The following is a 22,107-nucleotide window of genomic DNA, read 5'->3' as shown; positions in this document are numbered from 1 at the left end:
GCACCCATGTCCAAAATCAAGGTTGAGGGCACCGTCGTCGAACTCGACGGCGATGAGATGACGCGCATTATCTGGCAGTTCATCAAAGACAAGCTGATTCACCCGTATCTCGACGTCGACCTCGAGTACTACGACCTCGGCATCGAATACCGCGACGAGACCGATGACCAGGTCACCATCGACGCCGCGCATGCCATCCAGAAGCACGGCGTGGGCGTCAAGTGCGCCACCATCACTCCGGATGAAGCTCGCGTCGAGGAATTCGGCCTCAAGAAGATGTGGCGGTCGCCCAACGGCACCATCCGCAACATCCTCGGCGGCACGATCTTTCGGGCACCGATCATCATCTCGAACGTTCCGCGACTCGTGCCGGGCTGGACCAAGCCGATCATCATCGGCCGTCACGCGTTCGGTGACCAGTACCGAGCCACGGACTTCAAGGTCCCCGGTCCCGGCAAGGTGATGATCACCTACACCCCCGAAGACGGCAGCGCGCCGATCGAACACGAACTGGTCAACTTTCCCGCCGAGGGTGGGGTCGTCCAGGGGCAGTACAACTTCACCGAGTCGATTCGCGACTTCGCTCGCGCGTCGCTCACCTACGGCTTACAGCAGAACTACCCGGTATATCTGTCGACGAAGAATACGATCCTGAAGGCGTACGACGGCGCGTTCAAGGACATCTTCCAGCACGTCTACGAGACTGAATTCAAGGCGGAGTTCGACGCGGCGGGTCTGACCTACGAACACCGTCTCATCGACGACATGGTCGCTTCCGCACTCAAGTGGGAGGGCGGCTACGTCTGGGCATGCAAGAACTACGACGGCGACGTCCAGTCCGACACCGTCGCGCAGGGCTTCGGCTCGCTCGGCCTGATGACGTCGGTGTTGCTCACGCCGGATGGACGGACCTGTGAAGCAGAAGCTGCTCACGGCACGGTGACGCGTCACTATCGTCAACATCAGCAGGGTAAGCCCACCTCGACCAACCCCATCGCCTCCATTTTCGCGTGGACTCGAGGGCTCGAGCATCGAGGCAAGCTCGACAGCACTCCCGAGGTGGTCGGCTTCGCCCACCAGCTCGAGGACGTGGTCGTCAAGACCGTCGAGTCTGGTCAGATGACCAAGGACCTCTCGATGCTCGTCGGCGGCGACCAGGGTTACCTGACCACCGAAGAGTTCCTCGGTGCGCTCGATGTGAATCTGCAGAAGTCGAAGGCTGCCAAGTAGTTTCGCAGTTCTCCGGTGACGGGTGCCCGGCTTCCCGGGCGCCCCGTCGCCGTATCGCGACGATATGCGACAGATCACGTGAGTGAACTCACCGGCTCTCGCTTGGAAGTCGAGCAGCCTCTGCGACCACAATTGACCGGTGACGTCGTCTACTCTTCCTGGCTCAACCGCACCGCATACCGAAGTCGGTGACGGTCGCTCCGTCCGGGGCCCGGCGATGCTCGCACTCGCTCTCGGTGGATTCGGGATCGGCACCACCGAATTCGTGGCGATGGGGTTGCTGCCGGAAATGGCGACCGGACTGGGGATTTCCGAGCCGACCGCCGGCCACGTCATCTCCGCATACGCGCTCGGAGTGGTGGTGGGCGCACCGTTGATCGCGGCGCTGTCCGCGCGTGTTCCTCGTCGAACGCTGCTCATCGGACTCATGATCGCGTTCACCGTAGGTAATGCCGCCTCCGTGTTCGCGCCCTCCTATGTCACGCTCATGCTGGCCCGCTTCGTCGCCGGCCTTCCTCACGGCGCCTACTTCGGTGTCGCCGCTCTGGTCGCCGCACACCTGGCTCAGCCCGGGAAAAGGGCCAAGGCAGTCGCGCAGGTGATGCTCGGACTCTCGGTGGCCAACGTCGTCGGAGTGCCCGTTGCGGCCTGGATCGGTCAAACCTTGGGCTGGCGTAGCGCTTTCGCGTTGGTCGCGGTGATCGGGGTGGCAACGGTAGCCGCACTGTTCGGGTGGATTCCGCGACTCGACGCGATGAAGGTGACCAACCCGATCACCGAGTTGGGGGCACTACGTCGGGTTCAGGTGTGGATGACGTTGGCAGTGGGCACGATCGGTTTCGGCGGCATGTTCGCGGTCTACTCGTACATCAGTACGACGCTCACCGACGTCGCCGGGCTGGCATCGTCGCTGGTCCCCTTGGCGCTGATGCTCTACGGCCTCGGTATGGTCGCCGGAAACTTCGTCGGCGGCTATCTCGCCGACCGCAATCTGATCCGCGGCCTCTTTCTGTCGATGGCCTCGTTGGCCGTAGTCCTTGCGATCTTCGTCGTTGCGGTCCGCAATCCGTACACCGCTCTGGTTTTCGTCTTCCTGATCGGTGTCACCGGGACGTCGATGGTTCCCGGATTGCAGATGCGGTTGATGGACGTCGCCGAGGACGCGCAGACTCTTGCGGCCTCGCTGAACCATGCGGCACTGAATACTGCCAATGCGTTCGGAGCCTGGATCGGCGGTGTCGTGATCGCGGCCGGGTTCGGGTACACCGCGCCGGCGGCGGTCGGTGCGGGGCTGGCGATCGCTGGTATCGGGGTGCTCGTGATCACGGTTGTTCTGCAACGGCGAGCCGAGAGCGCGATCGCGTCGGTGTGATCGGCTACGGTGCTTGCCGTGTCAGAAACCGTTTCCCACACCGTCACGTCCGTCAACGTCAACGGCGTCCGCGCCGCCGCCCGTAAGGGAATGCTCGGCTGGCTCGAGTCGACCGCCGCGGATTACATCTGTCTGCAGGAAACGCGGGCATCGGACACACAGCTTCGCGAAACTCTCGAACCGGCACTCAGTGGTGGCTGGTTCCTGGCCTCGGCCGAGCCCTCGGCCAAGGGGCGAAACGGAGTGGCGGTGCTCTCTCGCACCGAACCCGATGCTGTGCGCGTCGGACACGGCGACGACGAGTTCCACGAGGCCGGTCGCTACATCGAGGCAGATTTCGGGGACCTGACGATCGCGAGCCTGTACCTGCCGTCCGGCGAGGCGTTGACCCCCAAGCAGGCGGAGAAGGAACGTTTCATGGCGTCCTTCGCCGAGCATCTCGCGTCCACGGCTGCCGCCGCCGAAGGGGCCGGTCGCCACGTCGTCGTGAGCGGTGACTGGAACATCGCGCACACCGAGCTAGATCTGAAGAACTGGAAGACCAACCGGAAGTCGTCGGGATTCCTGCCGGAGGAGCGCGCCTGGATGGACGTGGTGTTCGCAGAGGACTCCGCCTGGGTCGACGTCTTCCGCACGTTGCACCCCGGTGTCGACGGCCCGTACTCGTGGTGGTCGTACCGGGGTAAGGCGTTCGACAACGATTCCGGGTGGCGAATCGACTACCAGGTCGCCACGAGAGGTTTGGCCGAACGGGCGAAGGTCGCCGTGGTCGAGCGTGCCGAGTCCTACGACCTCCGCTGGTCGGATCACGCACCCGTCACCGTCTCGTACGGATAGGAACGTCGATGGCCGAGGGTTCGAAAATGCCGAGTGCCAAGACACGTAACGCTGTCGTCACCGTCGTCGTCGCAGTGGTGGCGGTGGTGCTGGCCGTGACGTTGTCGTCGCGGGAGTCCGACGATTCGGCGCAGGCTGGTTCGTCGGCATCGGTCGCAGCGTCGGCGTCTACCGCGGCTCCGACGTCAACCGCAGGGCCGGCGTCGAGTGTGCGCACCAAACCTGGAGCGAACACCGAGGAGCCGACCAGCGCCGCGCCCACCTCCGCTCAGCAGTCCACCGGCGATGCCCCGGAACGTGTGCTCGCGACACTGAACGAGATCGACGCGGGCCGGTGGCCGGATTCCGCGAATGCGCCCGGTACCAAAGGCGGAGATACCTTCCGAAACAGCCAGGGCAGGCTTCCCGCTGTCGGTGCCGGCGGAGGTCGCGTCGTCTATCGAGAATGGGACGTCAACCCCAAGAAGAACGGTCGAGGCCGGGACGCCGAGCGCATCGTGACCGGCAACGACGGTTCGGCGTGGTACACCCTCGATCACTACGACACGTTCACGAGGATCCGATGATGGCCGAACGAGAATTCGTCACACTCGAGCAGTGGTTGGATCCGTCCACGGATACGACCTCGGTGGCGCTGGTCGGGGCAGCGGATCGGGGGGACGAGCTCGCTCGACAACTTCGCCTCGAGAACTTCGTGGTTCGGGCAGTTCGCGGTGCTCGGATGAGAACCACCACGGCAGTGTTCGACGAGTTCGCAGCGGCATTTCAGTTCCCTGCGTATTTCGGCCGGAACAAAGACGCGTTCGACGACGTGATGCGTGATCTCGACGATGTACTCGGTCTCGGGGCGGGGTACGTCCTCGTGGTCCGCGACGCGGACGCATTGCTCAGTGATCAGTCCGATCAGCGTTCCTGGTTCCGGGAGACCATGGACTTCTACGCGCAGGAGTGGTCTCCGGTCGTCTTCCGAACCGTCTACCAATTCGAGTCGGGAAGCTGCGAACCGCACGTCGGTGACCTCATGGAATTGCACTACCCGGACACCGCTCCGCAACACTGAACTCCGGTCGTGAAAAGATCGGAACCATGTCGACCGCGCCAGAACAGCAACCCACAGCAAAGCCCCGAGTGCTCTCCGGAATCCAGCCCACGTCGGATTCCTTTCACCTCGGGAACTACCTGGGCGCCTTGCAACAGTGGGTTCCCCTGCAGGACGACTTCGACGCGTTCTACTTCATTCCGGATCTGCACGCCATCACCGTCGCCCAGGATCCGAAGGAACTCCGCCGCCGCACCAAGGTGGCAGTGGCTCAGTTGTTGGCGGTGGGGATCGATCCCGACCGGGCGACGCTGTTCGTGCAGAGCCAGGTTCCCGAGCACGCCCAGCTCGCCTGGGTGCTCAACTGCATCACAGGTTTCGGTGAAGCGAGCCGGATGACACAGTTCAAGGACAAGTCCGCCAAGCAGGGGAGTGAGCATGCCAGCGTCGGGCTGTTCACCTACCCGGTGTTGATGGCTGCCGATATCCTCCTCTACCGCCCGCAACGGGTTCCGGTCGGTGAAGATCAGCGTCAGCACCTCGAACTTGCACGCGACCTGGCCACACGATTCAACTCGCGGTACGGAAAGTCGTTCGTGGTGCCGGAACCGCAGATCATCAAGGGCACGGCGAAGATCTACGACCTGCAGGAACCGACTGCGAAAATGAGCAAGTCGGCGGCCAGCCCCGCCGGGCTGATCAATCTGCTCGACGATCCCAAGGTATCGGCCAAGAAGATCAAGTCGGCGGTGACGGACAACGAGCGGGAAATCCGCTTCGATCCGCAGGGCAAGCCTGGTGTCAGTAATCTGCTCACCATTCAGTCGGCGCTGTCCGGTGTCTCTGTCGACGCGTTGGTCACCGGTTACGAAGGCAAGGGTTACGGCGACTTGAAGTCCGATACAGCGGACGTGCTCGCAGAATTCGTGACCCCGCTCAAAGCCAAGGTGGACGACTATCTGGCAGACGAAGCCGAACTCGATCGCATCATGGCGGCTGGGGCGCAACGCGCCCGTGAGGTGTCTTCGCGCACTCTTGCCACCGTGTATGAGAAGGTCGGGTTCCTGACGCCCAAGGGATGACTTGAAGGCTGACCCAACCGACTGATGGACCGACGTATCGGGAGACGGCACATGGCTGACACCACGGACACCGAGCCGAGTTTCCTCGATCGGCAACGGGCGGCGAGGCCATGGCTCGATCATCTGGTGCGTGCGGGCGGTCGGTACCAGGCGCAGAAGGGCGACTATTACGCGGCCGGAATCACGTATTTCAGTGTTCTGGCGTTGATTCCGATCATCATGGTTGCATTTGCGGTCGCCGGTTTCGTGCTGGCGGGGCGCCCCGACTACTTGGAATCGATTCAAGAGCAGATCACGAACAACATTCCGGGCAGTCTCGGCGACACGATCACGGACTTGATCCAGTCGGCGATCGATTCTCGCGCGAGTGTCGGTGTGATCGGTCTTCTCGGTGCGGCGTACGCTGGGCTCGGTTGGATGGCGAACGTGCGAGACGCGCTCACCGCCATGTGGGAGAGCAAACGTCAACCGAAAGGTTTCGTACGCACCAAACTCGGTGATGCAGCAGCATTGGTGGGGCTGGGTTTGGCGTTGGTGGTCTCCCTTGGAATGTCGGCGGTGAGCAGTGGTCCGGGCGCTCGGCAAGTTGTCGAGTGGCTCAATCTGGGGAACATCACCGGGATCGGATTCGGGTTGCGAGTGGTGTCCACGCTGTTGTCGGTCGCGGCGACGTGGGCGTTGTTCCTGTGGGTCATCGCGAGGCTGCCGCGTGAGCCCGTCGCGCTGCGCAGTGCCGTTCGTGCCGCCGTGATTGCCGCAGTAGTGTTCGAGGTCTTCAAACAGGTTGGTGCCATCTATCTGTCGTCGGTGAGTAGCGGCCCGGCCGGTGTTGCATTCGGACCCATCATCGGTTTGCTGGTATTCGTGTTCACCGCGTCACGGATGTTGTTGTTCTGCACAGCCTGGGCCGCCACCACCACGGAAAGCATGGCGCTGGCCTTCGTACCACCGCCGGATCCGGCGATCATCTCGCCGCGTGTCGTTGTCAGTGGCAGAGCTTCGCCGTCGCGGGCTACGGCCCTCGTCGTCACCGGTGCGGCTGCGGCACTGGGTCTTTCCGGTGTGCTCCGCAGGCGTTCGCGGTAGCGGTTCGGCACCAGTACCGATTTGACGATGCGCGGTTCAGGTGCCGGAGTCTTCGCCGTTTGCGTGCCATTCGATCCAGTCGACAGCCTCGTCGGTGAGCTCGCAGGATCCGTCGTCGGACTCGTCGGACCACCACGCAGGGTCGGTCCGGCCGCTGTTGACGGCCAGAAGTTCGACCAGTACCGCTGGGTCCAGCGGTTCGCCGTTGTGCTCGATCAGCCAGTCTCGGGTATCTCGGGTAAGGATCGGCCACCACTCGGTGATATTCATATGCACCACTCTGCGCTGTCATCGGGCGCACGTACATCCGGAATGACCCTGATCCGGTAAGGATGGTTCCACGACGAATCGGCGATCGTCCAGCCGTGCGGAATCGAATAGTCTCGCCAACACGGCGGCGCCCCATGTCGTGAGCAAGAACGAGCCGCGGATGCCCTGATCGGTCAGATGTACTCGCATCCCCGCCGCTTTACCGAGGTAATTGTTCGAAAATCGCCCCAATGTCACCGACATCGAATAGTGTATACACTTGTAGGGCTTGATGAGGGCTTGGCGGTATTCATGTAAGCGATGATCCGACGATGCCGGGCAATGCTGTTGCTCGGCATCGTCTACAGCCCGGTCAAGTCCCTCGTACCGCCCCTCGTGATTTCTCGCCGAGTACGCGACCGGAAGTTACGAAGATGCCGTCATCGCCGAACGGTGAGACAAGTACCTGCGAAAACGGCTCCGATGAGACAAGCTTTGACATCGAGGGCGAGGCATTTCAAGTTGGGCACGCCCTTCCTTATCGGGTCATCTGCATCCGATGTGGCCGAGTTCGTTTCGGTCTGCCGGTACAGCAGACCTCAAAGGCTTTGACGAACCGCGGGGGCCGCTTCGTTCCATCCGCCGCTGACGAACCGCGGGGGCCGCTTCGTTCCATCCGCCGCTGGAGCACATCCCCGCTCGCCCGTTTCGGGGTTAATGTGCGTTATGTTTCTTTGCGGGGCTCACGACTGTGAGCTACCGCGCACCCGGAGCGGGTGTGGACTGCACCGGGAGGGCACGCTTGTCATGACTGTTGTCGATCGATCACCTTCACCGCGGTGGCGGGTCCGACTCGCCGCGACCCTCAGTGCCGCCGCTCTGTCGGTCGCTGCAGTGGTCACCGGGACGAGTGCAGCATCGCCGACACCGTCATCGGCACCCCCATCACGGTCGGTGCAGGCCCCTTCGGGGTGGCGATCACCCCGAACGGGAACCGCGCCTACGTCACCAACAATGCCGACGACTCGGTGTCGGTGATCGACACCGCCTCAGGCACCACCATCGGCAACCCCATCCCCGTCGGCGCAAGTCCGTCCGGGGTGGCGATCACCCCAGACGGGAACCGCGCCTACGTCACCAACTGGGGCGGCAGTTCGGTGTCGGTGATCGACACCGCCTCAGGCACCACCGTCGGCAACCCCATCCCCGTCGGCACAATGCCGTACTCGGTGGCGATCACCCCCGACGGGAACCGCGCCTACGTCACCAACTGGGACGGCAACTCGGTGTCGGTGATCGACACCGCCTCAGGCACCACCATCGGCAACCCCATCCCCGTCGGCGCATACCCGTCCGGGGTGGCGATCACCCCGGACGGGAACCGCGCCTACATCACCAACCAGACCAGCAACTCGGTGTCGGTGATCGACACCGCCTCAGGCACCACCATCGGCAACCCCATCCCCGTCGGCACAACCCCGTTCGGGGTGGCGATCACCCCCGACGGGAACCGCGCCTACGTCAGCAACCAGTACGGCAGCTCGGTGTCGCTGATCGACACCGCCTCAGGCACCACGATCGGCAACCCCATCAAGGTCGGCTCACGTCCGTCCGGGGTGGCGATCGCCCCGGACGGGAACCGCGTCTACGTCGCCAACTTGAACGGCAACTCGGTGTCGGTGATCGACACCGCCGCGACTCCGCCTACCGTGGTCGCTACCGTCCCGGTCGGCGCAAGTCCGATCGGGGTGGCGATCACCCCCGACGGCTCGCGCGTCTACGTCACCAACCGGGGCGATAACTCGGTGTCGGTCATCGCGATCGACCGGGCGCCGACACTGAGCGGAACCCCCACCACCGCGGCACTCGACCAGCCCTACCGGTACACCTTCACCGTCACCGGCCAACCCACTCCGACCGTGACCATCACCTCCGGCCACCTACCGGACGGCCTCACGCTCTCCCCAACCGGTGAGCTCTCCGGAACCCCCACCACCGCAGGCCAATTCGAATTCACCGTCACCGCCACCAACGGCATCGGCGACGACGCAGAACTACCGGTAGTCCTCGACATCACCGACACCACCACAACCCCCACCGGATCCCTCGAATTCGGGTCCGGAATATTCGGGTCATAGAACCGGAATTCCTGACCCCATCACCACACCCACACCGTGGCCGCTCACCCCGCAACACAGGGTGAGCGGCCACCGTCCTTCACACCCGGCGTCAGGGCATGCACCGGTAGGAAGATCCAGCCCGCATGTATCTCACATCTGCATAACCGCAGATATTCATCTCCAATTTTCATGGTGTCCGATTTTTGTCTCATCATCATCAGGCGATGGCGGCAGAAAAAGTGCCGCCATCGCCTGATGAAAATGAGACGAAGACCAGTTAATACAGTACCAATGAGACAAGTCCCGACTCAAAAGTTGGGACAAACCTAGTTATGCAAGCCGTTCCTATGCTCCAATTGCATACAACCTTCCCTCGGTCGGCGACGCGATCTGCGTTCGGTCCCGCCCGCATGACCAGCGAGTTCGACCAATGCCTGTTTATCTCTGACCCAACCAAACCGTGTGCAGACCCAATCACGTCCCAGCAGATTTCCATCAACAGAAAGCCGTAGCGCCCACGGCGTCATCGAGTTCAAACAGCCGAGCTAGCTATTCCGACCACTGCCATTTAAATAAATGACACACGGCCCGTCGGTATCTCATACATACATAACACGCGATCCACATCCAGGTGTGCGTTGAAGGTCGTCGAATCATGAACTACAGTCCGTATGGTCCGCTTTCCTAGAGGGAGCCCGGCCGACCAACATTTTCGCTGTTCATCTGCAATAGTGCGCACCGTGCGCACCCGACCTGAAAGACAGGCCTTGCAACTCGAAAAGATCCGTATCAAAAACTTTCGTGCGCTGAAGGATGTCACCCTCCCTCTGTCGACCTTCGGATGCCTAATCGGCGAGAATAACGCTGGCAAGTCATCGGTTCTGCACGCATTGCACCTCGTACTCACCGGCAGCACTCCCCGTAGCGTCGACATCCACGACTACCATTCCACGTCGTTGCCGATCCGGATCGAGTTGACGATCAGCGCGATCAACGCCGAGGACTTGGCGCGAATCTCCGATGCAGGAAATCGCACAAGCTTCGAAAATGACATCGTCGATGGCACGGTCACCCTGGTACGCAGCATTCCGCCTGGTGAGAGTAGATCTTCCTTAAAGATTCGCAAGTTCGGCCCCGCGGAAGATCGTTTCACGGACGGTGTACTTAAGCCGACGATGAAGGGTAAGAAGAACCCGGCCCTTCGAGAAGCTGTAGTGGAACTGATCCCGGAACTCGAATCTAGGCTCGGCGAGAAACCGACACAACCACAGGTTCTTGAGGCGCGCGACCACATCGTCGAGAGCCTTCCGATCTCGGAGAAAGTCCTTCGAGACGAGCCTCTAGGTACCGGCATCGACGCCGCTATTTATGCCTTTCTGCCTGAACCGCTCTATATCGAGGCAGTCAAAGACGTTGCCACCGAGCTGAAGACGAGTGGATCCGCTACATTCGGAAAACTGCTCAAGATCTTGTTGGACGAGGTGACCGACCAACTCGGGGATATCGAAGAGCAGTTCTCGAGCATCCAACGGAAGCTCAGCAGAGTATTCGACAAATCGGGAAACCACACCGACGATCGCCTCGAGCAGGTCAAGAGGATCGAGAGCACCATCGAAGGTTTCGTCCGAGAGAGTTTTCCGGGCATCGACCTGAAAATGGTTGTCCCTGTCCCAGAGATCAAGACCATTGTCGCAGGCGCTGAGCTTACCGCGGACGACGGGCACGAAGGCTCGATCGACAGTAAGGGCGATGGGCTCAAGCGGGCCGTGACCTTCGCTATCCTGCGGGCATACAACCTCCTCCGCCACGAAGGGCTTGGAGCGACCGAACGTAAGCAGACGGGAAGGCCCAGCTATCTGCTGTTGTTCGAGGAGCCGGAGCTGTACCTGCATCCGTGGGCACAGAGGCAGCTTTTCCAAGCACTCGAGGCCTTCGCCGGCGACCACAGTGTTCTCGTGACAACACACTCCCCGGTCTTCTTCAGCCCCGAGTCGACGAAAACCTTCATCAAACTCCGCAAGGTCTCCGAATCCGAATGCGCTCCCTACACCGAAATCACCCCCGTAGATCTGGGTACGTCAGTTTCGATCCGTGATGCCTTTCAGATCATCCGACACGAGCACAACGAGATCGCCTTCTTCGCACGAGCGGTCGTACTCGTCGAAGGTGACAGTGATGCCGTCGTGCTCACCCACCTCGCCCGTTTGATCGACCCAAAGTGGAACCACATCGACCGCAACATTGCGTTCGCCCAGATCGGCGGAAAAGGAAACATCGACAAGTACCGCACTTTCTTCAACCACTTCAACATTCCCGTGCATGTTGTCTGTGACCTCGACGCCCTCATCGGTGGATTCGAACAACTCACCGCAACAACAGAGATCGTCCAAATTCGGCAAACATTGATGGCAGCCATCGACAGTAATCTGCCCACGACCGCGCCGGAGATCAGTTCGAAAGCCGCCAAAAATCTCGCAGACCGCAGAGATGCCCGCAGCAACTGGGTCAACGCCAAAGACGTATATGAAAACGGGTCACAAGACAATGAAGCCTGGGCGAAGCTACGCGAAGCTATGGACAACTTCTTCACATCCCACCGCAAAAACGAAAAACTCGACCTTCTCACGGGAACCGATCCGGATATCACGGAGGCCAAACAGACACTCCTGGAGGCCCTACGCCTCGAAAATGTCCACGTCCTCTCGCGCGGAGACATCGAAACGTACTGCGGTGATACCGGACGTTCGCAAAAAGTCGATCACGCCCTCCAATTCTGCAAAGACGTATCGAGTCTGGCCTCGTATCGGGCGGTCCTGGGAGATCAAGAAGAAGTTGTCATCAGCGAACTCACCACTTTGTTCAGCAGCATCTTCGGAGAATCCCCTATGACGGCGATCACCAGCGACAGCACTGCGGATACACCAATCGAACCGGTGATCATTCCCCCACCCTTCGATGCGCCCACAACGGCGAGTGAAATGGTTGCACCCGCGCAGGACTGACCTGCCCCATCACCGAAGGCCGACTGCACGTCAGACCTAGTGTCCTGCGTTAGAAATTACACCAATTAGTTTATAATCTGTTTCATGTCGCATCGTGGGCCTTCGGCTGTTGAAATCACGTTGTCCGTGGCTGAACGTGCCGAGCTGACGCGCAGGGTCGAATCGGGTGGCCGGCGGCAGGCGGAGCGGGCGCGCATCGTGTTGGCCTGCGCCGAAGGTGCGTCGAACGCGGGTGTTGCACGCGAACTCGATCTCACGGTAGCGACGGTAGCGACATGGCGGCGAAAGTTCGCCGCCGAGCGGCTCGAGGGACTGGCCGATGCCGGGCGAAGTGGGCGCCCGAAGGCGGAATTGGTGTTGAGCGAGGACGAACGAACGCAGCTGACGTCGTGGGCGAGGAGAGCGAAAACCGCTCAGTACCTTGCGATGCGGGCAACGATCGTACTGCGCTGCGCCGAAGGCGGGACGAACAAGCAGGCGGCGGCCGATCTCGGTGTCGACGAGTCGACCGTGAACCGGTGGCGTCAGCGTTTCATTACACACCGGCTCGACGGGTTGGTCGACGAGCCCCGGTCAGGCCGGCCGCCGTCGATCCTGCTCGATCAGGTCGAGGACGTGATCATCGCGACCTTGGAGTCGACGCCCAGCAAGGACACCCACTGGTCCCGGACGTCGATGGCTGCGCACACCGGACTGTCCAAATCAACGATCGGGCGGATCTGGCGCAAGTTCGATCTCAAACCGCACCTGCAGGACTCGTTCAAGCTGTCCACCGACCCGCTGTTCGTCGAGAAAGTGGTCGATGTTGTTGGCTTGTACCACAATCCACCTGAGAAGGCGATCGTGCTCTGCGTCGATGAGAAGTCTCAGATCCAAGCCCTCGACAGGTCACAACCGATCCTGCCGATCGTGCCCGGCACTCCCGAACGGCGCACCCACGATTATCTTCGTCACGGTATTACCAGCCTCTTCGCGGCATTCAACATCGCCGACGGCACCGTCATTTCCGCACTGCACCGTAGGCATCGAGCCGTCGAGTTCCGCAAGTTCCTGATCACCATCGACAAAGCCGTACCCCGTGACCTCGACGTGCACCTGGTGTGCGACAACTACGCCACCCACAACACCGCCGAGATCAAGGCATGGTTGGCCAGGCATCCCCGCTTCCATATTCACTTCACCCCAACAGGTTCGAGTTGGATGAATCAAGTCGAACGCTGGTTCGGACTGCTCACCGACAAGCTCATCCGCCGCGGTGTCCATACCTCGGTCAAAGCCCTCGAAGGCGAGATCACCGAGTGGATCGATACCTGGAACGACAATCCGCGTCCTTTCCGCTGGACCAAGACCGCTGACGAGATCCTCAGATCCCTCGCCGACTACCTCGCCAAGATCAACCCAACCACGACGAAAACAATCAATAACTAACATGCTTAATTTCTAACGCAGGACACTAGTGCGGCGCGCCTAAAGTTCTTTTACAGTTCGGTTTGAGATACTTCGCGCATGCGGATTGAGCCTCTGATGTTGCGTGACGGCGACGATATCGAGTTGGCCAGACGGGTGCGATCGAGGTCGATCCCTTCGGGTGCGGCGCAGCGGGCGCGAATTATCTTGCTCGCATCTCAAGGTGAGTCGAATTCGTCGATTGCGGAGCTGGTCGGGGTGTCGCGGCCGACGGTGATTTCCTGGCGCGCTCGCTACGACGCGGACGGCTTGGCCGGCCTCGAGGACGATGCGCGTTCCGGGCGTCCGCGTAGTCTCGATCACCGGGAGATCGTCTCCGCGACCTTGATGCCGCCGCCAAAGAAATACGGTGTCACACACTGGAGTTCACGTCTGCTCGCAACGCACTTGGGGATCGGGTACGGCACAGTGGCACGGATTTGGCGTGAGTACGGGGTGCAGCCGTGGCGCAGTGAAACTTTCAAGTTTTCCACCGATCCCGAGTTGGTTGCGAAGGTCACCGACATCGTCGGGTTGTATCTCGATCCGCCGGAGAACGCGATCGTCCTCTGTGTGGACGAGAAATCGCAGATTCAGGCCTTGGATCGGACGGCTCCGACGTTGCCGATGCAGATCGGGATCCCGGAGAAGCAAACCCACGACTACGTCCGCCACGGCACGACTGATCTGCCGCGAGGATTTCGGACACTGGAGATGATTAAATTTCAGGTCGCGTTGACATGCTGCCGGTAACTGTAGTGGACGTCGTTCGGGGCCTGATAGTTAAGTGCCGAATGCCTCCGCCGAGGATTGTAGAAGCCCTCGATGTATCGGATGATGTCCTGTCGTGCTTGAGATTTCGTGGCGTAGACAGTGCGGTAGACACATTCGTTCTTCAGTGCGGCGAAGAAACTTTCGGCCATACTGTTGTCCCAGCACTGACCTGTCCGTCCCATCGAGGACCTCATACCCATTCCGGCTACCAGACGCCGGTAGATCCGCGAGGTGTAGACGCTGCCCCGATCGGAGTGAAAGACCGCTTCCGGTTCGATCAGGCTGGTCGCAGCTGCATTGGTCAACGCCGCCGCAACGAGCTCTGTGCGCATATGGTCGGCAATCGACCAGCCCACCATCTTCCGGGAGAAGCAGTCGATCACCGTCGCCAGATACACAAATCCTTGCCACGTGTGGATATAGGTGATGTCGCCGACGAACTTCATTCCTGGCCGATCCGCAGTGAAATCCCGCTTGACCAGGTCCGGTACCTTTCCGTCATCGCCGGATTCGGTGGTCGTCCGAAACGGTCTCGGCTGGCACGGAACCATCTCGCGTTCGCGCATGATCGAACGGACCAGCTCTGGGGAACACTCGATGCCGCCGGCGCGTAGATCAGCATGAATACGCCGATACCCGTAGGTACCGTGCGCTGCATCGAAGAACAGCCGGCAGCCGGGTCGCTGTCGAGGAGAACCGCGCACGCAGGTTTGTACTGATCGCGGCCGCGAGCTAGGTAGAGCATGTACGCGACGTTGGAGCCTCCGGGAACGAGAGTGACCTGGTTGAGGTCGAGGCACTTGCTGGGTGCGGTCCCGCTGCGGCGGACCCTGGCGTTCATTCCTGCGATCAGGATCTGATCGGCGATGCCTTCGACGAACAAGTTGTCGCCGCCGACGAAGGCCGTTTCTGCTACGAATGCGCCCAACGATGTTCGTAGAGGCTCGTAATGATTCTGGGTGGCGTCTTTGACGAGGCGAGTGCCTTCGTCGCGAGCGCCCTTGTCCACAACGCGGACGCGGTGACCGGCGTTTCGGTTGATCAGAAACGGGGAGTGGGTGACATACACGACCTGGTCGGTTCGGTCCGAGTCTTCCGGATGAGCGTGATCTTCGAGTACACGCAAGAGGTCCTGCTGCCCGAGGGCTGATAGGTAGGCATCTGGTTCGTCCATCAGGAGAACCTCGGGTCGTTCCTGGGGACGATCGTGAGACCGTAGCTGAACGTAGTAGCTGAGGAAGTAGGTGAGTCCGCGGCTGCGTTCGCTGAAGGAGTAGTCGGTGCCTGTGCGGTCGCGGATAGTGAAAACGAGTTCGTGCTCTCGCGGGGATACTCGCAGTTGGAAATCTTCATCCTGACTCCACCATTTCGAGATGTTCAGGTGGCGTGCGATCGACTTGTTCATCTCCTGGATGAGTGCGTTGACGAGGCCTTCCTTCTCGTTTGCAATGGCATCTTGGAGATCCCTGAATGCGGACGGGTCGATCCGGGCGACCTTGGTGAGCAGTAGTCGACCCAGTTTCTGCTGTTCGGTCGCCGTCAAGATCTCGACCAGCGCCACCGATCTGGGCGCGATGTCTTCGATGGACGTGATCTCGTTGAGGGTTTCGAGGAGTTCGTGCCGTCGAGTCCGACTGGCCATCGGTGTGACGCTTTGGGCGAGTGAGGCGATGGAAACCGAGTCCGGAAGGTCGATCTGCGTTTTGAGCTGATGGGCATGAGGAAGCAGTTCCTCAAGGCCTTTGAGCTGATCGTCATCGAGCGCAACGCGCTGCTCAGCATCATTGAGGACCTCGACGGCGTCAGGGTTGGGCCGCAGCATCAGAAGGTCGCCATTGGAATGCAAGGGAATCTTCAGTGTCGTAAGCGCTTCTGAGTCATCTGCGGTCAGGGCAAACACAGCACCAACTTCAGGAAACAGCCGCTGACCTTTCTCGACGGAGAACAGCGAAGAGTATCGGCAGAAGTCGTTCTGGCTGTGATTCTTTCCGGTGAGAAGAATGTTGATGGCGTCGAGCAAGTGTGACTTACCGGACTCGTTGGCTCCGACGACGGAGGTGATGTCGTGTTCGAGGCCAATTGACACGTGGGGAAGCCATCCATCGGCAGTCATCTGCCAGTCATTGCGTGTCGCGCCTGGAATCGCCTTCAACTCGTAGTCGTAGTTGAACGACTTGTACCAACGAATCAGCATCTTGCGGATGTGACTGGGCCCCGACCGCGGGTCCACTGATTATGCGAGTTGCAATTCCTGATCGAACTCGGCCTCTAACCATTGCGCACGGAATGCTTCAGGTGTTCTGAATCCGAGCGATCCGTGTGGTCGATAACTGTTGTGCTCGATTCTCCAATCGTCGGCAAGAACCTGAACCTCGGTCAGCGAATGGAACACCTCGCAATTGAGGAACTCGTCCCGGAAACGGCTGTTGAACGACTCGCAGATCCCGTTCTGCCACGGCGACCGAAGGCTCGATGAACGAGGCATCCACTCCGGCGAACCGACACCAATCGCGCATCGCGTGTGCCGTCATTTCGGTACCGTTGTCCATCCGAATATGGGCGGGCCTTCGCCCAGTACGGGCAATAATCCGATCCAATTCCTGAGTCATCCGATCCGAGGTGCACGACCGAAATGCCTGTGCGGCAAGAGCTTCCCTCGTGAACTCGTCGACAATATTGAGAAGCCGCACCTGCCGGCCGTCCACCGTGACATCAACCTGGAAATCCAGCGCCCACATATGGTCCGGATGCGCGGCTGCCAACCGCTGATTGCGGCCCTCGCCGATGCGGCGCTTCTTCCGCACCCGCAGCGGCCGCTTCAACCCTTCCTCACGCCACAATCGTTGCGTGCGTTTACGGTTGGTCACCAAACCGTCGGCGTGGCAGAGGGCATGCGCTTGCGTCATCCCCAACGCGGATGCTTGCGAGAGATCTCTCGCAGCTTCTCCCGAAGGACCTTCTCGGTCTCGTCGACGCTTCGCCGACGGCGTTGGACCGACCGAGATTGACCCACCACAGCACATGCTCTGCGTTCGGATACCCCGAACCGTTCCCGCAATACTTCCACGGCCCTGCGGCGGCGGTCCTTCGCTTACCAGTTTCCCCGGTTCAACTCCTTGAGCATGTCAAGGTCCAAAGCCTGATCGGCCACCATCTTCTTCAGTCGCGCATTCTCTTTTTCGAGTTCCTTGAGGCGTTTGGCGTCATCGGATTTCATGCCGCCGTACTGGCTCTGCCAGCGATGCCAGGTCGCTTCGGACACTTCGAGGTGTTTGCAGACGTCCTCGATCGTGAACTTCTCGCCGAGGAGCTTTTCGCCTTCGCGGAGCTTGCGGATGATCTGTTCGGGTGTGTGTCGACGTGCCATGTTGTGTTTCGTCGTCCTGCACCCATTTTGGTGCATCAGAACCCTCACAACCACTGGACCTGTTCACGGGGATCCAGTCAGATGCGCATCTTGGGCTTCTATTCCGTCGGGTTCTCGGCTGGGTTGCCTGTGATTCGGTCTGCTCGCTCTTCCGCGTAGCGAGGTGCGAGCGCCTCCATTTGCTGCATCACCTGGATGATCGCTTCAGGCTGCTTGTCTGGCGGGTAGCCGTACTTACGCAGCAATCTCTTGATGCTGGCCCGCAGTTTGGCTTTGACGTCTTCGCGGACGGTCCAGTCGGTGCGGGTGTCGCGCCGCATGGCGGCCACCAGGTCTCGGGCGATGTGTGCGAGTACGTCGTCGCCCATCACGTCGACAGCTGCCTCGTTCTGCGCCACGACGTCGTAGAAGGCAAGCTCGTCGGATTCGAGCGGGGGCTCGAACTTCTTACCTCGATCTGCCTCGGCAACGACCTCTTTGGCCATTTCGACCAGCTCGGCGATGACTTCGGCTGCGGTGAGCTGCTGATTGGTGTAGCGCGTCATCAAATCGTTGATCCGCTCGGAGAACAGTTTGCGCCGCACCTCGTTGCCACGTGTGACAGCAGCCGACTTCTCGAGCAGGCTGGCCTTGAGCGCTTCGATTGCCAAGTGCGCCTTGCTGGGCTCGGACGCCTCTTTCTGCCACGTGGGCGTGAGAGCGTCCAGACGCGGTAGTTCCAGACCGGCTTCGCGATAGATGTCGATGACACCGGTGGAGGCCGCCGACGTGACGATGATGTCGCCGAGTCGGCGGAGAATGTCGTCGGGAATCGGCTCACCCCGCGACACCCGTTCCTGAGCGTCGAGCTTGGCCATCCAGGTGCGGACCTCCTCGTGGAAGCGCACCTCGAACCGAACGGTTTCCAACTCGGTGGTTCCCGCGGCCAGTGCCCAGGCGCGGGCGAGCTTCGCAGACTGATTGCGGTACGACTCACCCAGTGGCCGCGCCTCCGGGTCCTCCGGATCAGTGTTGCCCGGCGTCAGCGGTGATCGCAGCTTGGTTGTCACGGAGAGCACCGCTTTGATCCAACCGCTCTTCGCATCCGCGTTGAAGATCGACTTCCACTCGTCGCCGACCAGCTCGGAGAGTGAGGACAGCAAGTCGTGGACGATTTGCGCGGCCTCGTCCGCAGTCCGACCCACAACGCGGTCGCCGGTCTGATCGGTGTCGCGTGTGAACTCGGCAAGAGCCTTCGTCAGGTTTTCCGCCAGCGGTGCGTACGCGACGAGCAATCCATCCTGCTTGCCGCGATAGGTACGGTTCACCCGAGCCAACGTCTGCATGAGCAAAGCGCCCTTGAGCGGGCGGTCCAGATACAAGGTGTGCAGTGACGGAGCGTCGAATCCGGTGAGCATCATGTCTTTGACAATGACGATCTCGAGATCGTCATCAGGGTTCTTGATCCTCTTCTTCACTGCTGCAGTAGCACTGGGACGACGCATGTGCTTTTTGATCAATGCCGAATCGGACGGATTTGCCGTGTAGACGACCTTGATTTTTCCCTTGTCGTCGGCGTCGTCATGCCACTCCGGTCGCAGCGAGACGATCTCGTCGTAGAGGCGAGCCGCGATGTTACGGGTAGCGCAGACGATCATCGCCTTGCCGGACCCGCCGATGAAGGGGCGCATCGCCTCGCGCCGCGTCTCCCAATGCTTGACGAAGTCGTCGGCGAGTACCTCGAGCCGCTGTGGAGCGCCGTACACGGTGTCGAGTACCGCGACACTGCGCTGGAGGCGGTCTTTGTCTGCCTGGTCGAGCTGCCCGGTTGCTTCCTCCGCGGCGTCGTCCAGATCGTCGTCGTCGACACCGTCGACTCGAGCGAGTTTGATCAATCGAGGCTCGAACGACACGGGAACGGTCGCACCGTCTGCGACAGCCCGGTGCAGGTCGTAAACGTCGATGTCGTCGCCGAAGACCTTGCGAGTATCGCGCTCACCCTCGGCGATCGGTGTGCCGGTGAAGGCAATCAACGTCGCATTCGGAAGTGCGTTTTTCAGGTGTGCGGCGTAGCCGTCGATGGAATCGTAGTGGCTGCGATGCGCCTCGTCGGCCATCACAATGATGTTGCGCCGATCCGACAGCATCGGGTGATCGGCGCCGGCCTCACGCTCGTCTTTGGACAGCCCGAACTTCTGGAGTGTCGTGAAGTAGATTCCGCCGGTGCGTCGTTCGGTGAGCTGCTCGCGGAGCTGTTCCCGGGAAGCCACCTGCTGTGGCGACTGAGGTAGCAAGGTGCTGCGCTGGAAGCCGTCGAACAGTTGGGTATCGAGTTCCGTGCGGTCGGTGATCACCACAATGGTTGGATTGGCCAGACGTGGATGGCGCATCACCTTGGCGGAGTAAAGCTCCATTTCCATCGACTTGCCCGAACCCTGGGTGTGCCACACCACGCCGGCACGGCCGTCGCTGTCGACTGCGCGGACAGTGCTCGCCACAGCTTTGGTGACAGCAAAGTACTGGTGGGGCTTGGCAATTCGCTTGGTGAGCCCCGACGCGTCCTCGTCGAAGGCGATGTAGTCACGCACCAACTGTCCGAAACGTTCGACGTTGAACACGCCTGCGAGTGTCAAACCGAGTTCGGTGACGGGATCGCCGTCTTGCGCAGCTTCACCGGGGCCGACGAGACGGCCGTCGTCGTCGACGTTCCACGGCGCAAAGTGGTGCCACGGAGTGAACGGAGTGCCGTAGCGGGCGGTGACACCGTCGCTGGCAACCACGACGGCAGCGAAGCGGAAAGCCATCGGGAACTCGTGCAGGTATGTCTGCAGCTGGTTGAAAGCGCCTTCGGCACTGGTGTTCTTGGCCCCGGCCTTTTTGAGTTCGATGACAGCCAGCGGCAGTCCGTTGACGTAGAGAACGACGTCGAAGCGGCGCTCGTACTCACGATTGCGGATGGTTACCTGGTTGACCGCGTGGTAGCGGTTCTTCGCGGGGTCGCCGGAGAAGAATCGAATCGTGGGATTGACCTGGCTGCCGTTCTCATCGACGTAGGTAATGCCTCGATATCCGTCGGTGAGAACGCGGTGCAGGCGGTAGTTCTCCGAAATTGCATCTTGAGACTGCGGAGTCAGGACTTCGGCGATAGCCTGCTGCAGATACTCTTCTGGCACTTCGGGATTGAGGTTACGTAAGGCCGTATTGAGGGTTCCCCGAAGAACGATCTCATGCCATGACTCGCGTTCACCTGAGCCGGGCGCAACCGTCGCTCCGTGTACTGGTTGCCATTCGAGGTCGCCGAGTTCATCGAGAACCCACTGTTCCCAGGCTGCTTCATTCATCGGGTCACCCACGTCAAACCTCCTGCTCGACTTGCTTTTCAGCATCCTTGACGGTGATCTTCCCGCTCATGAGAAGTGGGAGGAGTTCGTCGCGCGTCTCCGCGAGGTGTTGGTTCTCAAAGTCCCTGGCATCCATGAGCTCAGCCATGGATCGCAGTTGCTCACCAATTCGTTGCTGAACGTCAAGCGATGGGAGTCTGAGCTGAAGCGCGCCGAGGGCATCGCGTCGAAGTTCTGTCTGTCCGGTGCTCCCTTCGGCCAATGCCTCGATGTCGCCTTCACGATCGAGTAACAGGACTCCCACGAAATCTCGATCAGCAACCGCGGGGTCGATACGGACAATCGACACGTGGGAATCAACGGATACAGACTCGTCGGCGCGGGTCCAGCGAGCGACCCGTCCGAGAGTGCCTTGTCCAGTTGAATTCACCAGAATGTCGCCAGGACGCAGAATCTTTCCTTCAACCTTCGGAAGTACAGCCATTGTGCGGCCGAGACTAGTGTCGATACGGCCGTTTCTGACGCACTTCTGATTTAAAACTACGGTACCCAGTATCGGAGTATCGAGGAGCGACACCTCTGGTAAGTAATTCCGAAACGGATGTAAGAGAGCAATCGGATGCGCCTTCTGTCGCGTTGCCGGCGATGAAGCGTCCGAGCTGATCGGTCGCTAGCAACACTCGCCGGTTGGCGGCGATCTTGTCGTCCAGTGCCCCGAGTACCTCTGCGATTGCCTGTTGAGTATTCAACGGTGGCAGGTAAATCGGCCAATTGACAAGGTCGGTCAGCGGAATCCGATCCACAGTCGCTCCCTGAATTGACCTTTGAGCAATCTCGCCCTGAAATCGGGGCGATAGCCATGCATACAGCAAGAACTTAGGCTCTACGACAGATCGATCAGGTCGCAGAAGTGCCATACGTCGTCCGAGGCAGGCTTCAACTCCGGCGGGCATCAATGCTGCCTCCCCTAATCGGGTCTCGTAGGAGAACAACAAGTCGCTCTCGCAAGGCTGCACCCTTCGTGTCCACTGTGTGAAATCGGCGTCGCCGATCCAATCTGACTGGTTAAGGTCGAGGCGTCCGTTGCTGAGAGAGCTAATGTTCAAGAAGTACTTGGTGCCGGACGCGAGGCGCGTTGGCGTCGCATGTGGACCGTCAAAGATACGGCCCAAGCTGCCCACTG

At 60.6% G+C, this 22,107-nt stretch carries 15 protein-coding genes and 3 pseudogenes; 11 read left to right on the top strand and 7 right to left on the bottom strand.

Features of this window, described 5'->3' with window-relative positions; all coding sequences use genetic code 11:
* The first annotated feature begins 6 nt into the window (after positions 1 to 6).
* The 7 genes from ABH922_RS15395 to yhjD all read left to right on the top strand — a co-directional run bounded on the left by ABH922_RS15395 (position 7) and on the right by yhjD (position 6,646).
* Entirely contained in the window at positions 7 to 1,230 is a 1,224-nt protein-coding gene (locus ABH922_RS15395) for an NADP-dependent isocitrate dehydrogenase (protein ID WP_424807745.1), read from the top strand.
* Between the two features lie 217 nt (positions 1,231 to 1,447).
* Positions 1,448 to 2,602 carry an MFS transporter gene (locus ABH922_RS15390; protein WP_424809685.1) on the top strand — a complete coding sequence of 385 codons (1,155 nt, stop codon included), beginning with the start codon at positions 1,448 to 1,450 and terminating at the stop codon, positions 2,600 to 2,602.
* 18 nt (positions 2,603 to 2,620) lie between these two features.
* Positions 2,621 to 3,439 carry an exodeoxyribonuclease III gene (locus ABH922_RS15385; protein ID WP_424807744.1) on the top strand — a complete coding sequence of 273 codons (819 nt, stop codon included), beginning with the start codon at positions 2,621 to 2,623 and terminating at the stop codon, positions 3,437 to 3,439.
* A gap of 8 nt (positions 3,440 to 3,447) precedes the next feature.
* Positions 3,448 to 4,005 carry a ribonuclease domain-containing protein gene (locus tag ABH922_RS15380; protein WP_424807743.1) on the top strand — a complete coding sequence of 186 codons (558 nt, stop codon included), beginning with the start codon at positions 3,448 to 3,450 and terminating at the stop codon, positions 4,003 to 4,005.
* On the top strand, positions 4,005 to 4,499 hold the full coding sequence (locus ABH922_RS15375; protein WP_424807742.1) for a barstar family protein: 495 nt from the start codon (positions 4,005 to 4,007) through the stop codon (positions 4,497 to 4,499). The genes ABH922_RS15380 and ABH922_RS15375 overlap by 1 nt, the downstream gene beginning before the upstream one ends.
* Positions 4,500 to 4,525: 26 nt before the next feature.
* The gene (gene trpS, locus ABH922_RS15370) at positions 4,526 to 5,560 is read left to right on the top strand and encodes a tryptophan--tRNA ligase (RefSeq protein WP_424807741.1); all 1,035 of its coding nucleotides are present in this window, start codon (positions 4,526 to 4,528) and stop codon (positions 5,558 to 5,560) included.
* A gap of 51 nt (positions 5,561 to 5,611) precedes the next feature.
* Positions 5,612 to 6,646, top strand: coding sequence for an inner membrane protein YhjD (gene yhjD, locus ABH922_RS15365; RefSeq protein WP_424807740.1), 1,035 nt, complete (start codon positions 5,612 to 5,614; stop codon positions 6,644 to 6,646).
* Positions 6,647 to 6,682: 36 nt separating this feature from the next.
* Here yhjD and ABH922_RS15360 read toward each other — a convergent pair whose 3' ends face one another.
* Positions 6,683 to 6,916 (bottom strand): hypothetical protein, encoded by a 234-nt coding sequence (locus ABH922_RS15360; protein ID WP_424807739.1) that lies wholly within the window; start codon positions 6,914 to 6,916, stop codon positions 6,683 to 6,685.
* 818 nt (positions 6,917 to 7,734) lie between these two features.
* On the opposite strand from ABH922_RS15360, the gene ABH922_RS15355 reads away from it, so the two are divergent.
* From ABH922_RS15355 to ABH922_RS15340, 4 genes are all read left to right on the top strand, one after another.
* Positions 7,735 to 9,033 carry a beta-propeller fold lactonase family protein gene (locus tag ABH922_RS15355; RefSeq protein ID WP_424807738.1) on the top strand — a complete coding sequence of 433 codons (1,299 nt, stop codon included), beginning with the start codon at positions 7,735 to 7,737 and terminating at the stop codon, positions 9,031 to 9,033.
* Positions 9,034 to 9,746: 713 nt separating this feature from the next.
* Positions 9,747 to 12,017 (top strand): ATP-dependent nuclease, encoded by a 2,271-nt coding sequence (locus ABH922_RS15350; RefSeq protein WP_424807737.1) that lies wholly within the window; start codon positions 9,747 to 9,749, stop codon positions 12,015 to 12,017.
* 84 nt (positions 12,018 to 12,101) lie between these two features.
* Entirely contained in the window at positions 12,102 to 13,445 is a 1,344-nt protein-coding gene (locus ABH922_RS15345) for an IS630 family transposase (protein WP_424807736.1), read from the top strand.
* Between the two features lie 78 nt (positions 13,446 to 13,523).
* Entirely contained in the window at positions 13,524 to 14,216 is a 693-nt protein-coding gene (locus ABH922_RS15340) for an IS630 family transposase (protein ID WP_424807735.1), read from the top strand.
* Here ABH922_RS15340 and ABH922_RS15335 read toward each other — a convergent pair.
* The 6 genes and pseudogenes from ABH922_RS15335 to ABH922_RS15310 all read right to left on the bottom strand — a co-directional run.
* Positions 14,189 to 14,902, bottom strand: a pseudogene (locus ABH922_RS15335) (IS3 family transposase); the annotation flags it as partial. The gene ABH922_RS15340 and the pseudogene ABH922_RS15335 sit on opposite strands and share 28 nt — an antisense overlap.
* Positions 14,903 to 15,285: 383 nt before the next feature.
* Positions 15,286 to 16,350 (bottom strand): annotated as a pseudogene (locus ABH922_RS15330) (AAA family ATPase); the annotation flags it as partial.
* Between the two features lie 120 nt (positions 16,351 to 16,470).
* Positions 16,471 to 17,604, bottom strand: a pseudogene (locus ABH922_RS15325) (IS3 family transposase).
* A gap of 98 nt (positions 17,605 to 17,702) precedes the next feature.
* Entirely contained in the window at positions 17,703 to 20,924 is a 3,222-nt protein-coding gene (locus tag ABH922_RS15320) for a type I restriction endonuclease subunit R (RefSeq protein WP_424807734.1), read from the bottom strand.
* A 13-nt stretch (positions 20,925 to 20,937) separates the two neighbouring features.
* Positions 20,938 to 21,408 (bottom strand): hypothetical protein, encoded by a 471-nt coding sequence (locus ABH922_RS15315; RefSeq protein ID WP_424807733.1) that lies wholly within the window; start codon positions 21,406 to 21,408, stop codon positions 20,938 to 20,940.
* Positions 21,409 to 21,421: 13 nt separating this feature from the next.
* A complete protein-coding gene (locus ABH922_RS15310) occupies positions 21,422 to 22,105 on the bottom strand; it encodes a restriction endonuclease subunit S (RefSeq protein WP_424809684.1) in 684 nt (227 codons plus the stop codon).
* Positions 22,106 to 22,107: the final 2 nt, after the last annotated feature.

Source organism: Rhodococcus sp. 27YEA15 (assembly GCF_049739425.1).
Classification (GTDB): Bacteria; Actinomycetota; Actinomycetes; order Mycobacteriales; family Mycobacteriaceae; genus Rhodococcus_F.
Note: the sequence above shows the minus strand (reverse complement) of the source record. Positions and strands in the feature narration are given on the sequence as shown.

Excerpts from the sequence above, each read along its gene's own strand:
- ABH922_RS15395 (WP_424807745.1), top strand. The coding sequence starts at position 7 with ATGTCCAAAATCAAGGTTGAGGGCACCGTCGTCGAACTCGACGGCGAT.
- ABH922_RS15390 (WP_424809685.1), top strand. The coding sequence starts at position 1,448 with ATGCTCGCACTCGCTCTCGGTGGATTCGGGATCGGCACCACCGAATTC.
- ABH922_RS15380 (WP_424807743.1), top strand. The coding sequence starts at position 3,448 with ATGGCCGAGGGTTCGAAAATGCCGAGTGCCAAGACACGTAACGCTGTC.
- ABH922_RS15375 (WP_424807742.1), top strand. The coding sequence starts at position 4,005 with ATGGCCGAACGAGAATTCGTCACACTCGAGCAGTGGTTGGATCCGTCC.
- trpS (WP_424807741.1), top strand. The coding sequence starts at position 4,526 with ATGTCGACCGCGCCAGAACAGCAACCCACAGCAAAGCCCCGAGTGCTC.
- yhjD (WP_424807740.1), top strand. The coding sequence starts at position 5,612 with ATGGCTGACACCACGGACACCGAGCCGAGTTTCCTCGATCGGCAACGG.
- ABH922_RS15360 (WP_424807739.1), bottom strand. The coding sequence starts at position 6,916 with ATGAATATCACCGAGTGGTGGCCGATCCTTACCCGAGATACCCGAGAC.
- ABH922_RS15345 (WP_424807736.1), top strand. The coding sequence starts at position 12,102 with ATGTCGCATCGTGGGCCTTCGGCTGTTGAAATCACGTTGTCCGTGGCT.
- ABH922_RS15340 (WP_424807735.1), top strand. The coding sequence starts at position 13,524 with ATGCGGATTGAGCCTCTGATGTTGCGTGACGGCGACGATATCGAGTTG.
- ABH922_RS15320 (WP_424807734.1), bottom strand. The coding sequence starts at position 20,924 with ATGAATGAAGCAGCCTGGGAACAGTGGGTTCTCGATGAACTCGGCGAC.
- ABH922_RS15315 (WP_424807733.1), bottom strand. The coding sequence starts at position 21,408 with ATGGCTGTACTTCCGAAGGTTGAAGGAAAGATTCTGCGTCCTGGCGAC.